This is a genomic window from Exiguobacterium sp. LL15, from assembly GCF_024436095.1.
Taxonomy (GTDB): Bacteria; Bacillota; Bacilli; order Exiguobacteriales; family Exiguobacteriaceae; genus Exiguobacterium_A; species Exiguobacterium_A indicum.
Genome location: NZ_JANFNX010000001.1, coordinates 14,719 through 26,978 on the forward strand (window position 1 = coordinate 14,719; position 12,260 = coordinate 26,978).

The following is a 12,260-nucleotide window of genomic DNA, read 5'->3' on the forward strand; positions in this document are numbered from 1 at the left end:
CAACCATGAATCCGTTCACGACCTTAATCGCCTTCATTGTAGGGTGTCTCGTCTTATATCTCGGTATCCGCGACAAAAACGGCTGGCTGATCGGTGTCGCGATGATACCGCTCGCGATCGTTGCCTATAGCGTCATCTATCTGATCATTCAGGTCAGTGCGTAGTCTTCATGGAAAACGTCTTACCCTAAGCGGTAGGACGTCTTTTTTTTCAAAAATCGTACTACAGATGAAACCGATCGAGTAAAATGTAAGTATATGACAGTATAGAAAGGTGGATGATCATGGAACACGTACATACACAAACAGATGCCTTAGCGGCGCTGTACGAAGAGATGCATCAGAAGACGAAGACCGGCATGTGGGTCATGCTTGCGGCATTCTTAGCGCTCAGTAACACACTCGAGAAACCAATCTACGCGATGATCGTCCCGTTATTGTATTTTGGCTACGACATGTTCGTACAACGGAAGAGGTTCGCGCTTGTCGCGGAATACACATCAAAGGATTCAGCAAGACGGCTCTATCAGGTACATGTCCTGATCGGCATCTTACAGTACGGAGCACTCGCTGGTCTGATCGTTTGGGCGGTCGATCGACCGAACACGTACTTCTTGATCGGTCTCGTCATCGTCGTCATTCCGTTCTACTGGCTCTGTCGAAAGACGTTAGAGTTCATCTCACGAAAGATTGATCCAACATATATCACGGAAAAAGAAATTCACAAAGCGCGCTAAAGGAGACGATGTCATGCAAACAGCTCGTGAAGAACGTCTACAAAAACTTGCGCTCGCGTACCGAGACGTCGAGTGGCTCGGCACACGCTGGTATTGGAACATGTTTCTATTCATAACAGTCGGTATCTTAATTGAATGGACGGATCTCCCGATGTTGATTTTGGCGATTCCAGCCGTTTTTCTCGCCTCCGATTTTCGCTATCAATTAAAAAAACAAAAAATTTTAGACGGCTATATCTCAAAAGCACAAGTCCGTCGGCAATTTTTACTACGTGTCGGTAGTCACGTCCTGCTGTACGCTGTCTTGACGATCGTCATCATCCAGACGATCGAGGAACCGTTCTGGAAGATGCTGGTGGCCATTTTTGCGATTTTAACACCGCTCTACTTCATCAGCGAATGGATCATCCGACGTGACGGAGCGCGTGACCCGGATTATATCAGTGACAGAGAAGTAGCCCGCTTCGTCAAACAGAAAGGAACATCGAAATGGAACACCTATTCGAGCGACAAGCACGTCTGAATGTAATGAAACGTCCAGTGCATGTCGTCACCTATTTCTTTTCGATTCCTGGATTGATTGTCGTCATACTTGCTTGGTTTTTACCAGCGGTTGAATCCGTCTTTGGACAAACCTTGTTTTTCTGTCTTTGTGGAATTGGAGTCGCTCGAGAAATCGTCCGGCTACGACTCATGAAGTCCTATTTAACGCAAGGTATCTATCAACAGACTGTTCAGAAGGTTGCTCACCTGACGATCATAGGATATGTCGTGGCGTGGCTAATCGCTTTCGTCATGCTTTCGATTCCAAATGCTCCCGGTTATTTATTCGTTCTCTTACTTGTCTGGAGCGGCGGAGTCGGTCTTGGTGTCATTCGAATGAATCGATTGGCTAAACAAATCGATCCTGCGTACGTCTCGATGGGAGAAATTGAACGTGCGTGGTGGAAACGGTAAAGCAAAAAAATCCGTATCAATCAGTGAAAGACGCTGATTGATACGGATTTTTGATTATTTCTTCAACAGTAGATAGATGAAGTATGGTGCTCCAATCAAGGCGACGACGATCCCAGCCGGTACCCCGTCTGGTCCCGCGATGTTGCGTCCGATCGTATCAGCGAACGCAAGCAACCAGCCGCCGAGCAAGAGGGCGATCGGCAGGAAGAACTGATGCCGTGGTCCGACAAGCGCACGGGCGATATGTGGCGCCATCAGACCAATGAAGGAGATTCCCCCTGTCACGGAGACGGCAGCAGCAGCGAGCGCGACGGCTGTCAACAAGAGTTGGATCCGTTCTTTTTCAATCGCGACGCCAACACCGATCGCGACCGGTTCATTCAAGGCAAGTAGATTGAGCTTATTCGCCTTATAGAACGTGAGCGGAATCAAGACGAGTAACCACGGTAACAGCGAGTAGACGAAAATCCAGTCTGTTCCCCAAATGTTACCGGCGAGCCATTTGGCGATGAAGTCGACCTTTTCACGACGCGTCGATGAAATCAGGATGACCATGATTCCAGACAGTGCCATCGAGAAGCCGACACCCGTTAAGATCAAGCGGATCGGTTGGAGTCCTTGTACACGGTCGTACGAGAACAGGTAGATCGCTGTCGCGGTGACGAGTGCACCGAAGAAGGCAGCGATTGGTAACAGATAGATGAATGACCCGACATCGGTTGGGAAGTACAGGAAGAACAAGGCGACGGCGACGCCAGCTCCCGTGTTGATGCCGATGATACCAGGATCAGCGAGTTCGTTGCGTGTGATCCCTTGAAGGATTGCACCGGATAAGGCAAGTGCCATTCCCGCCATGACGGTGATGAGCAGTCGGGGCAAGCGAAGCGAATAGAGGACGAACTCCTCTTTGAACGAACCGCTTCCAAGTAACGTCGGCAGTAAACGATCATACGACAGGGAAGCAGGACCAAGACCGATGCTGACGACGAGTGTTGCGATCAATAGTGCCAGTAACGTCCAAAACGTCAGTTGCTGGCGACGGCGTAAACGAGATTCCATCATGAGAAAGCACGCCCTCCTTTCCGAACGATTAAGAGGAAGAATGGTAGCCCGAGCATCGAAACGATCGCGATGACCGGCGTCTCATAGGGTGCGTATAGTGTCCGTCCAATCGTATCAGCAAGCAACATGAACGTCGCACCAAAGATCGCGGTCATCGGCAGGATGAACCGATAGTCCGTCCCGACGATCGCGCGGACGATATGCGGAATCATCAGCCCGATGAATGCCATGTTACCGACGAGGGCTACGGCAGCACCGGCAAGCAGGATGACGACGACGTAGAGGACCGCTTTGATCCGCTGGATGTTCTGTCCGAGTCCGAGCGCGACTTCTTCCGAAAGACTGAGGATTGTCAATTGTCGTGAGAAAATGAACGAAATCAAAATTCCAATTGCGATGACTGGCGCAATGACTTGCAGTTGTCCCCAGGTCGACCCGACGAGTCCACCGGACGTCCATTGTGAGACATCTTGGGCAATCTTGAAGTAAATCCCGATGCCTTCTGCAATCGCATACAGAAACGCTGAGATCGCAGAACCAGCAAGGACGATCCGGAGCGGGGAGAAGCCGCCTTTTTTCGAAGCGCCGATTCCAAAGACAAGTGCTGCCCCGAGTGCTGCTCCGACGAAACACGCGATCATGATCCCGAAGTAGTCAATTTTCGGGAACAGGACGATGACGAGCGCCAGTGCCGCATTCGCACCTGCTGTCAGACCGAGCAGACCAGGATCTGCGAGGGGATTGCGTGTCATGGCTTGCATGATGGCACCTGAGACACCGAGTGCCGCACCGACGAGGATTGCTGCCAGTTCCCGTGGCAAGCGGATTTCTTGGACGATTTTTGCTTTTTCATTCAACGGTCCGAACGTCAAAGCGTTCCAGACTTCGCGCGTCGTCGTATCGGCAGCACCGAACGTCATTGCGATCCAGAACATCCCGAAAAAGAGGACGAGACCGAGTGTGATTTTAATGCCGAACGGAATTCGACCAGCTGACATGAATGTCGCCTCCATTTCTGATTCAGTGAGTGAGCCGCAAAAAAAAGGGAGGGATCCCGCAGGTTCCCTCCCTTATTCATTATGCGCCAAGGAAACTTTTCTTGAAGAACTCGAGTTGACGTTCGAGTGTGAGCGGATCGTTGAAGTAGAACTCCTTCGAATCGACTTCGAAGACACGATCATTTTTGACGGCTGGAATGTTCTTGAACGTATCCGTTTTCGTAAATGAGTTGTCCGCTTCCGCACTCTTACTGAAGATGAGGTAGTCGCCTGCGTATTCAGGAAGGACTTCTGGTGACAACGCGTAGTATCCGTCTTTTAATGCCATCTTCGTGACTTTATCTGGCATTTTCAATTTCATTTCCTGATAGAGAATCTCTGTTCCACGACCCCAGTTATCGCCGAAGACGTAGAGTTGTTTATCGAAGCTTTCGATGACAGAAACGGTAGCATCTTCACCGATTTTTGCTTTGATGTCTTTACCGGCAGCAGCAGCGCGTGTTTTAAAGTCTTTGACCCAGTCGCGTGCTTCTTGCTCTTTGTTGAGCAATTTACCGATTTCGATATGTTGCGTCAAGTAGTCGACTTTTCCGTATGTGTACGTGACCGTCGGAGCAATCTTTTTGATTTTATCAAGGTTTTTCGTTGTTGAGTAGCCGATGATCAAGTCTGGTTCGAGTTCGATGATTTTTTCAACGTTCTCTTCCGATACTTCCGTGACATCTTTGAGCTTGTCGAACTTCGGATTCGCTTTTGACCACGAATCGACACCAACGACAGGTACGTCGAGTGCCATGACGTTGCCGGCAAAACCAGCGAGAACAACGACACGTTTTGGATTAGCCGGAACTTTGACGTCACCGTTCTCCGATTTGTACGTAATCGTCTCGTTTTTCGACCCAGACGCTGCGTCATCTTTTTTCTCCGTATTGCCACACGCTGCGATGACGAGCGTGAGAATGAGTAGAACCGGTAAAAGTAGTTTCTTCATGATTCAATCTCCCTTGATTAAGTTGTAGGTGATACACATCGGCTTGTTCGTCCGCGGATCGCGTCCGATTTCAGCATCGATATGGAATACTTCTTGCAAGACGTTTTTTGCGATGACTTCCTCACACGTCCCGGCTTTGACGACTTCGCCGTTTTTCATGGCGATGATATAGTCGGCGAACCGTGCCGCTTGATTCAAATCATGCAGGACCATGACGATCGTCCGTCCTTCGGTCCGGTTGAGATGCTCGAGCAGTTCGAGCACCTCGAGTTGGTGGGCGAGATCAAGATAAGTCGTCGGTTCATCGAGGAAGATGATATCCGTCTCTTGGGCGAGTGCCATTGCAATCCAGACCCGTTGACGTTGACCACCCGACAGCGCATCGACCGGACGGTGTTTGAATGCCATCGTATCCGTTGCTTCGAGTGCCCAATCGATGATCTCGTAATCGTGTTTCGTCAAGCGTCCGAATCCTTTTTGGTACGGGAAACGACCGTATGAGACGAGCTCTGCGACCGTCAGACCACTTGCGCTCTCTGGAGTTTGTGGCAGAATAGCCATTTTCCGGGCAAGTAGCTTCGTGCTTTCCTTGGCGATATCGAGACCATCGAGCAATGCACGTCCTGATTGATGAGGAATGATCCGTGTCATCGCTTTCAATAAAGTCGATTTGCCACATCCGTTCGCCCCAATGATCGTCGTGATTTGTCGATCGGGAATTTGGACGGACAAGTCTTTGACGATGGGACGATCACCGTAGCCGATATTGATTTCTTCTGTTGCTAGACGTACCATACGCGACGACTCCTTCGTTGTTCTCTCCGTTTTCAATGATAATGATTATCACTATCGTCTCATTAACCATACCAGTCCTGTAAAAACGCTGTCAACATTTTTTCTTGTGTTCAAGAGATGTTCACGTTATCATGAGGGAGTGAGAATGATAATCAATCGTAATCAAAGATGAGGAGTGAGTGAGATGAGGGAACAGGAGTTGTTCGACGTAACGATCATCGGCGGAGGACCTGCAGGGTTATATTCGACGTTCTATAGTGGTCTTCGGGGCATGAAGACGAAATTGATCGAGTATCAAGCAGAACTCGGAGGAAAATTGCACGTCTATCCGGAAAAGATGATCTGGGACGTCGGCGGACAGCCACCGATCACTGGTGAAAAACTCATGGCTCAACTCGTCGAACAAGGACTGACGTTCCAACCGACTGTTCAATTGAATGAAAAGATCATCTCGATCGCAAAAGACGTCTTCGGCAACTTCGTCTTAGAAGCAGAATCGGGTCGGATCCATTATTCGAAGACGGTCATCGTCGCGGTCGGCGGCGGCATCCTCAATCCTCAAAAATTAAAAGTCGAAGGTGCGGAACGCTTTGAAGTGTCGAACTTGAACTATACGGTCAAATCGATTGAACGCTTTAAAGGAAAGACCGTCATCGTCTCAGGTGGTGGGAACTCTGCGATCGACTGGGCGAACGAGCTCGAACCGGTCGCGAAAAAAGTCTACGTCACGTATCGCCGGGATTGTTTCTCGGGGCACGAGGCGCAAGTCGACCAGCTCGTTAAAAGTTCGGCTGTTTGTCTCCTCAACACGACGATTCACAAGCTGATCGCAAGTCCTGATCATCAACGGATCGCATCAGTCGAATTGATCGACTGTCAAACAGAGGAAATCGTTGAGATTCCAATTGATGAAGTCATCATCAATCACGGCTACGAGCAGGACGCGGCACTGCTTGACGCCTGTGATCTCGATATCGAACGGGTCGATGACTTCTATATCGCGGGTAACGCAGCGAGCGAGTCGAGTGTACCGGGACTATATGCTGCCGGAGATATTCTTTCACACGACGGGAAGGTCCATTTGATCTCAGGTGCCTTTCAAGATGCGGCGAATGCCGTCAACCGGGCAAAACGCTTCATTGAGCCGGAAGCGCCAAAAGTGGCGATGGTCTCGTCACATAACGAAGTCTTTAAAAAACGCAATCGTGCGTTGATTGAGGAACGCGTCAATCAACAATCTTGAATAATGTTCAAACGTCCAAAATGCTTGGAAACAAGCGGATTTTGGACGTTTTTTTATACAGAATCTAGTTTTGTACTATAACAGAATGATTTGACAACGTACTGTATTTAGGACAAAATTCTACTTATGTTCCACTACATGTAGGATACAAGTAAGACGGATGTATAAGGAGGAAGAGTATGACAACTACGAAACGTAAGCCAATTGGTCTTGCCTGGCAAATTTTAATCGGCTTGATTCTCGGGATCACAGTCGGTGGTGTATTTTATGGGAATCCCCATGTCGCGGAGTGGCTCAAGCCAATCGGTGACATCTTTATCCGGATGATGAAAATGATTGTCGTTCCGATTGTCTTCACGACGATCGTCCTCGGTGTCTCATCAGTCGGTAGTCCGAAAAGTCTCGGACGTCTTGGCGTCAAAACGCTCGGTTACTTCACGATCGTGACGATGATCGCCATCTTCACGGGGCTGTTCGCAGCCAATCTCGTTGAACCGGGTGCTGGTATTAACATGTCGACACTCGATAAAACGGACATTTCGACATATGTCGAAACGGAAGAGACGACACAAGACGCAGGACTCGTCGACAAGATCGTCAACATCGTCCCGACGAACATCTTGGACGCGATGGTCCGCGGTGACATGCTTGCAATTATTTTCTTCTCGGTCTTATTCGGACTCGGTGTCGGTTTTGCAGGAGAGAAGGGCCAACCGGTCGTTCGTTTCTTTGAAGGCGTCGCAGCAGCGATGTTCAATCTCGTCAATATCGTCATGAAATTTGCGCCGATTGGTGTCTTCGCTTTAATCGGTGTCACGGTCTCGACGTTCGGGATTGAATCGCTCGGTTCATTGTTTAAATTGATTGCGACGTTATACGTCACAGCGCTTCTCTTCATGGTCGTCGTCTTCGGTGCCATCATGAAGTGGGTTGGTATTCGGGTATCTGATTTCACACGCATCTTCAAAGACGAGTTATTGCTGACGTATTCGACGGCGTCGTCTGAGACGGTACTGCCACGGATCATGGAAAAACTCGAGAAGATGGGTGTTCCGAAATCAATCGTCAGTTTCGTCGTACCGACGGGTTATTCGTTTAACCTTGATGGATCTGCGCTTTATCAAGCGCTCGCAGCCTTGTTCATCGCACAGATGTACGGGATTGATCTCTCGATTGGAACACAGCTGACGCTTGTCTTCGTCTTAATGCTGACATCAAAAGGGATGGCTGCCGTTCCTGGCGTCTCATTCGTCGTTTTACTCGCAACACTCGGTACGGTCGGTATCCCGGCAGAAGGACTTGCCTTCATCGCGGGGATTGACCGAATCATGGATATGATGCGCTCGGTCGTCAACGTCACAGGAAACACGCTCGCTTCACTCGTCATCGCGAAGTGGGAAGGTGTCCTTGACGAAGACCAACTCGAGACGTTCATGTCGACAGAAGGTAAAAAAGACGACGTCCGCAGTGCGTGATTGTCGTAAATATAAGGAAGGACTGAATCGTCAGTCCTTCTTTTTTTCGTCCTTGAAAATAGATTAAAATCGATTGTTTTTAAATAAAATCCCTTATTTTTGATTATAGTTAAAATTATGTTGAATATTATTAATTATAAAGTTAATATTATTGATATAATCATAGGGGAGAGGCGATAGGATGGAAACGGTAGGAATCGTCATTGGTATTGTCACAGTCTGTATCGTACAATTTTACTTAGCACGGCGAGGAAGAGTCTGGAGCCTCATCATTCCAGCGATCATCATCGGGCTCGGAATTTACTGGTATTTCGGAACAGGACCACACACGTCGGATCGGGAGTCAGTGATTCGGATGGGAACGTTTGCCTGTTTATCACTCATGATCTCAATGGCCGAGATGGGAGTTAACTCACGTCGCAAGCAACTGAAGCGTGAAAAAGAACGAATGGAGATTCAAGATTTGTAAGAGAAGTGAGGGAACACGATGGAACGACAAGACGTGCCCGCTTGGGTACTGGCACTCGAACAGGAGCATCTCGAGTTCATCCGCAAGTTCGTCTTGAGCTCTGGTTCATTAAAGGATATGGCAACTGCCTATCAAGTATCCTACCCGACCGTCCGGGCGAAGTTGAACCAGTTGATCGAGCGGATTGATTCGGTGCAGCAAGAGGATGTCGAGTTCGTCAATATGATCAAGAACTTGGTCTTAGATGAACGGTTGAGTCTCGATGTGGCGAAGACGATCATCGATTCCTACCGCAAGGGTCAAGCGAAAGAATAAACCAAAAAACGAGATTCCCGTCTGACGGAAATCTCGTTTTTTTATTGTTTGTCGTTCTTTTTGTCCTGTTCCTTCTTGATCATCTTCTTTGCTGCTGCGCGGAAGCGGAAGATCAAGTAGAGACGGTAGAAGTCGATCGCGGCAAACAACGTCAGCAGGATCGTCCAGAAGTTAAAGACCGTTCCTGCTTCGACCGAGTTGTTGTAGGCGAGGAACATGAAGAGAATACCGAATATGGCATAGAATACTGCCATGAAGTTCGAGCTTTGACGCATGAAAACACGACCTTTCGTAAATTAAGACATCGCGTAGATGGCGAGTACGACGATTCCGTTGTTAAAGACATGGATGGCGATCGGAGCAATGATCCGGCGCGTCTTGACGAAGACGAGCGAGAAGACAAAACTCATCGCGACATAGATTAAAAATTTGTTGTCTTGGTGAATCAGTCCGAACAAGGCACCCGTCAAGATGAAGCTGAAGAAGAAACCGAGCTTCGAGGAGAGATTCCCGAACAGGATATGCCGGAACAAGAACTCTTCCATGATCGGTCCGAGCAGGACGACCATGACTTGAAGGAGTGGGATGACTTGGATCGCTTGGATGATCTGATCCGTATTTTGCGATTTCGCGACATTCTCGATCCCGCCTGCCATCCAGGCATCGATCAAGTTGACGCTGATCAAGAGCGCATACAGGAGCACGATCCCGATTCCGATCCATTTCAACGTATCCATCGGATCGGTTTGACGTCCCTCTGCCTTCCACTTCTGCCAATCGGGACGCAGGCAGTAGTAGGAGACGATGACGGCGACCGTGAAGCCGATCGCAAGCCACCAACCGGCGACGTCAGCAATGACGTTTTTCGGAAGGAAATACTGGAACGAACCCGGAACCAATTGGACGATCAGATAGATGATGATCGGAATGACGTGACGCTTTTGCCACTTCTCCGCCATCACGAAAGGCAGACTGATTGGATTTTTCATCGTACAGGACACAACTCCTTTGTAATGAAGGTACTGTCCCGATTGTAACAAACAAACGGTCTTGGCGCACGATTGACGATGATTCAAAGGTGTCGATTTCGGGAAAACGGATAAAGGTTCAGGCTTGAATTCAGAAGAGAAAGCGTATAAGATAAAAATATGTTAGCACTCAACTAAAGTGAGTGCTAAAAAACAGTCATTTTCAAGGAGGATGTTTCGCATGTTAAAACCACTTGGTGATCGCATCGTGATCGAAGTCGTTAAAAAAGAAGAAACAACACTCGGAGGAATCGTTCTTCCTGGGTCAGCGAAAGAAAAACCACAAGAGGGTAAAGTCGTCGCTGTCGGTACAGGCCGTGTGACAGAGCAAGGCGTACGTGTACCACTTGAAGTGAGTGTCGGAGATCACGTCATCTATGCACAATATGCCGGTTCAGAGGTCAAAGTCGACGGCAATGAATACTTAATTTTACGCGAAAGCGATATTTTGGCAGTAGCCGAGTAATTCAGTCAATCATCTAAAGGGGGATTTCAGTCATGGCAAAAGAGATTTTATTCAGTGAAGAAGCACGTCGAGCAATGCTCCGCGGGGTCGACGCATTAGCGGATGCAGTCAAAGTCACGATCGGACCAAAAGGACGCAACGTCGTCCTCGAGCGGAAGTTCGGTTCACCACTCATCACGAATGATGGTGTGACGATCGCAAAAGAAATCGAACTCGAAGATCATTTCGAGAACATGGGTGCAAAACTCGTTGCAGAAGTTGCCTCAAAAACGAATGAGATCGCAGGGGATGGTACGACAACAGCGACAGTCCTCGCACAAGCGATGATTCGTGAAGGTCTTAAAAACGTTACAGCGGGCGCAAACCCGATGGTCATCCGTAAAGGAATCGAAAAAGCGGTCCGTCGCGCTGTCGAAGAGTTGCACACGATCGCAAAACCAATCGAAGGTAAAGAAGCAATCGCCCAAGTCGCAGCAATCTCAGCAGCAGACGAAGAAGTTGGTCAATTGATTGCAGAAGCGATGGAACGTGTCGGTCAAGATGGTGTCATCACGATCGAAGAATCACGCGGCTTCACGACAGAACTCGACGTCGTCGAAGGCATGCAGTTCGATCGTGGTTACGCGTCACCATACATGATTACGGATTCAGATAAGATGGAAGCGGTCCTTGAGAACCCGTACATCCTCGTCACGGACAAAAAGATCTCGAACATCCAAGAGATTCTTCCAGTCCTCGAGCAAGTCGTTCAACAAAACAAACCACTCCTTATTATCGCAGAAGACGTTGAAGGCGAAGCACTGGCGACACTCGTCGTCAACAAACTCCGTGGTACGTTCAACGCGGTAGCAGTCAAAGCACCAGGCTTTGGTGACCGCCGGAAAGCAATGCTTGAGGACATTTCAATTGTCACAGGCGCAGAATTGATCACAGAAGACCTCGGTCTTGATCTGAAAGAAACACAAATCACGCAACTCGGTCGCGCGTCGAAAGTCGTCGTCTCAAAAGACAACACGACAATCGTCGAAGGTCACGGACACGGGGATTCGATCGAAGCACGTGTCGGTACGATCCGTGCGCAAATCGAAGAGACGACAAGTGACTTCGATCGTGAGAAATTACAAGAGCGTCTGGCGAAACTCGCAGGCGGCGTAGCAGTCGTCAAAGTCGGGGCAGCAACCGAGACAGAACTCAAAGAACGCAAGCTCCGGATTGAAGATGCACTTAACGCGACACGCGCAGCGGTCGAAGAAGGTATCGTAGCAGGTGGGGGAACAGCTCTCATTCACGTTACGAAAGCCGTCGAATCGATTCTGTCGGTCTCAACAGGTGACGAAGCAACAGGTGTCAACATCGTGCTTCGCGCACTTGAAGCACCGCTTCGTCAAATCGCGGAAAACGCAGGTCAAGAAGGTTCGGTCATCGTCGAGCGTCTCAAGCATGAAGCGCCAGGAATGGGCTACAATGCGGCAACGGACGAGTATGTCGACATGATCGAGACAGGAATCGTCGATCCAGCGAAAGTAACGCGTTCAGCACTTCAAAACGCAGCGTCCGTTTCAGCGATGTTCTTGACGACGGAAGCCGTCATCGCCGATAAACCAGAACCAGCCGGATCTGCTCCTGCAATGCCTGATATGGGCGGCATGGGTGGAATGGGCGGAATGATGTAAGACATTTCATCTAAAAGTACCGAATCCTAGTAAATAGGGTTCGGTACTTTTT

General features: G+C 49.0%; 16 protein-coding genes. 10 read left to right on the forward strand and 6 right to left on the reverse strand.

The features are described 5' to 3' along the window. Nucleotides 1–5: 5 nt before the first annotated feature. The 4 genes from NOM72_RS00090 to NOM72_RS00105 all read left to right on the forward strand — a co-directional run bounded on the left by NOM72_RS00090 (nt 6) and on the right by NOM72_RS00105 (nt 1,693). Complete coding sequence (locus NOM72_RS00090) at nt 6–164, forward strand: hypothetical protein (protein ID WP_014971497.1); 159 nt, start codon at nt 6–8, stop codon at nt 162–164. A gap of 119 nt (nt 165–283) precedes the next feature. After that, nucleotides 284–736 carry a hypothetical protein gene (locus NOM72_RS00095; RefSeq protein ID WP_035395724.1) on the forward strand — a complete coding sequence of 151 codons (453 nt, stop codon included), beginning with the start codon at nt 284–286 and terminating at the stop codon, nt 734–736. 13 nt (nt 737–749) lie between these two features. Further along, a complete protein-coding gene (locus NOM72_RS00100; RefSeq protein ID WP_023469599.1) occupies nt 750–1,259 on the forward strand; it encodes a hypothetical protein in 510 nt (169 codons plus the stop codon). Beyond that, nucleotides 1,226–1,693 carry a hypothetical protein gene (locus tag NOM72_RS00105; protein ID WP_255997257.1) on the forward strand — a complete coding sequence of 156 codons (468 nt, stop codon included), beginning with the start codon at nt 1,226–1,228 and terminating at the stop codon, nt 1,691–1,693. Before NOM72_RS00100 ends, NOM72_RS00105 begins: the two co-directional genes overlap by 34 nt. Nucleotides 1,694–1,747: 54 nt before the next feature. On the opposite strand, the gene NOM72_RS00110 is transcribed toward NOM72_RS00105, so the two are convergent. The 4 genes from NOM72_RS00110 to NOM72_RS00125 all read right to left on the reverse strand — a co-directional run bounded on the left by NOM72_RS00110 (nt 1,748) and on the right by NOM72_RS00125 (nt 5,539). Then, nucleotides 1,748–2,755 carry a FecCD family ABC transporter permease gene (locus NOM72_RS00110; RefSeq protein ID WP_255997259.1) on the reverse strand — a complete coding sequence of 336 codons (1,008 nt, stop codon included), beginning with the start codon at nt 2,753–2,755 and terminating at the stop codon, nt 1,748–1,750. After that, a complete protein-coding gene (locus NOM72_RS00115) occupies nt 2,752–3,753 on the reverse strand; it encodes a FecCD family ABC transporter permease (RefSeq protein WP_023469596.1) in 1,002 nt (333 codons plus the stop codon). Before NOM72_RS00115 ends, NOM72_RS00110 begins: the two co-directional genes overlap by 4 nt. Before the next feature lie 79 nt (nt 3,754–3,832). Next, nucleotides 3,833–4,744 (reverse strand): iron-hydroxamate ABC transporter substrate-binding protein, encoded by a 912-nt coding sequence (locus NOM72_RS00120; RefSeq protein WP_255997261.1) that lies wholly within the window; start codon nt 4,742–4,744, stop codon nt 3,833–3,835. Nucleotides 4,745–4,747: 3 nt separating this feature from the next. After that, nucleotides 4,748–5,539, reverse strand: coding sequence for an ABC transporter ATP-binding protein (locus NOM72_RS00125; protein WP_029342815.1), 792 nt, complete (start codon nt 5,537–5,539; stop codon nt 4,748–4,750). A gap of 184 nt (nt 5,540–5,723) precedes the next feature. Between NOM72_RS00125 and NOM72_RS00130 the strand changes: the two genes are divergently transcribed. The 4 genes from NOM72_RS00130 to NOM72_RS00145 all read left to right on the forward strand — a co-directional run bounded on the left by NOM72_RS00130 (nt 5,724) and on the right by NOM72_RS00145 (nt 9,041). Then, entirely contained in the window at nt 5,724–6,782 is a 1,059-nt protein-coding gene (locus NOM72_RS00130; protein WP_255997263.1) for an NAD(P)/FAD-dependent oxidoreductase, read from the forward strand. 179 nt (nt 6,783–6,961) lie between these two features. Beyond that, complete coding sequence (locus NOM72_RS00135; protein WP_023469592.1) at nt 6,962–8,257, forward strand: cation:dicarboxylate symporter family transporter; 1,296 nt, start codon at nt 6,962–6,964, stop codon at nt 8,255–8,257. 181 nt (nt 8,258–8,438) lie between these two features. Continuing rightward, nucleotides 8,439–8,726 carry a hypothetical protein gene (locus tag NOM72_RS00140; protein ID WP_023469591.1) on the forward strand — a complete coding sequence of 96 codons (288 nt, stop codon included), beginning with the start codon at nt 8,439–8,441 and terminating at the stop codon, nt 8,724–8,726. Nucleotides 8,727–8,744: 18 nt separating this feature from the next. Next, nucleotides 8,745–9,041 carry a DUF2089 family protein gene (locus NOM72_RS00145; protein WP_023469590.1) on the forward strand — a complete coding sequence of 99 codons (297 nt, stop codon included), beginning with the start codon at nt 8,745–8,747 and terminating at the stop codon, nt 9,039–9,041. Between the two features lie 41 nt (nt 9,042–9,082). Here NOM72_RS00145 and NOM72_RS00150 read toward each other — a convergent pair whose 3' ends face one another. Together NOM72_RS00150 and NOM72_RS00155 are read right to left on the reverse strand one after the other, a co-directional pair. Next, the gene (locus NOM72_RS00150; protein WP_230088481.1) at nt 9,083–9,295 is read right to left on the reverse strand and encodes a DUF4305 domain-containing protein; all 213 of its coding nucleotides are present in this window, start codon (nt 9,293–9,295) and stop codon (nt 9,083–9,085) included. A 42-nt stretch (nt 9,296–9,337) separates the two neighbouring features. After that, complete coding sequence (locus NOM72_RS00155) at nt 9,338–10,030, reverse strand: CPBP family intramembrane glutamic endopeptidase (protein WP_023469588.1); 693 nt, start codon at nt 10,028–10,030, stop codon at nt 9,338–9,340. A gap of 220 nt (nt 10,031–10,250) precedes the next feature. Here NOM72_RS00155 and groES point away from each other — a divergent pair, with 220 nt between their 5' ends. Together groES and groL are read left to right on the forward strand one after the other, a co-directional pair. Then, complete coding sequence (gene groES / locus NOM72_RS00160; protein ID WP_023469587.1) at nt 10,251–10,535, forward strand: co-chaperone GroES; 285 nt, start codon at nt 10,251–10,253, stop codon at nt 10,533–10,535. A 32-nt stretch (nt 10,536–10,567) separates the two neighbouring features. After that, a complete protein-coding gene (groL, locus tag NOM72_RS00165; RefSeq protein ID WP_029342811.1) occupies nt 10,568–12,208 on the forward strand; it encodes a chaperonin GroEL in 1,641 nt (546 codons plus the stop codon). Nucleotides 12,209–12,260 lie beyond the last annotated feature (52 nt).

Coding starts and splice junctions, on each gene's coding strand:
- NOM72_RS00090 (WP_014971497.1), top strand. CDS start 6: ATGAATCCGTTCACGACCTTAATCGCCTTCATTGTAGGGTGTCTCGTC.
- NOM72_RS00095 (WP_035395724.1), top strand. CDS start 284: ATGGAACACGTACATACACAAACAGATGCCTTAGCGGCGCTGTACGAA.
- NOM72_RS00100 (WP_023469599.1), top strand. CDS start 750: ATGCAAACAGCTCGTGAAGAACGTCTACAAAAACTTGCGCTCGCGTAC.
- NOM72_RS00105 (WP_255997257.1), top strand. CDS start 1,226: ATGGAACACCTATTCGAGCGACAAGCACGTCTGAATGTAATGAAACGT.
- NOM72_RS00110 (WP_255997259.1), bottom strand. CDS start 2,755: ATGATGGAATCTCGTTTACGCCGTCGCCAGCAACTGACGTTTTGGACG.
- NOM72_RS00115 (WP_023469596.1), bottom strand. CDS start 3,753: ATGTCAGCTGGTCGAATTCCGTTCGGCATTAAAATCACACTCGGTCTC.
- NOM72_RS00120 (WP_255997261.1), bottom strand. CDS start 4,744: ATGAAGAAACTACTTTTACCGGTTCTACTCATTCTCACGCTCGTCATC.
- NOM72_RS00125 (WP_029342815.1), bottom strand. CDS start 5,539: ATGGTACGTCTAGCAACAGAAGAAATCAATATCGGCTACGGTGATCGT.
- NOM72_RS00130 (WP_255997263.1), top strand. CDS start 5,724: ATGAGGGAACAGGAGTTGTTCGACGTAACGATCATCGGCGGAGGACCT.
- NOM72_RS00135 (WP_023469592.1), top strand. CDS start 6,962: ATGACAACTACGAAACGTAAGCCAATTGGTCTTGCCTGGCAAATTTTA.
- NOM72_RS00140 (WP_023469591.1), top strand. CDS start 8,439: ATGGAAACGGTAGGAATCGTCATTGGTATTGTCACAGTCTGTATCGTA.
- NOM72_RS00145 (WP_023469590.1), top strand. CDS start 8,745: ATGGAACGACAAGACGTGCCCGCTTGGGTACTGGCACTCGAACAGGAG.
- NOM72_RS00150 (WP_230088481.1), bottom strand. CDS start 9,295: ATGGCAGTATTCTATGCCATATTCGGTATTCTCTTCATGTTCCTCGCC.
- NOM72_RS00155 (WP_023469588.1), bottom strand. CDS start 10,030: ATGAAAAATCCAATCAGTCTGCCTTTCGTGATGGCGGAGAAGTGGCAA.
- groES (WP_023469587.1), top strand. CDS start 10,251: ATGTTAAAACCACTTGGTGATCGCATCGTGATCGAAGTCGTTAAAAAA.
- groL (WP_029342811.1), top strand. CDS start 10,568: ATGGCAAAAGAGATTTTATTCAGTGAAGAAGCACGTCGAGCAATGCTC.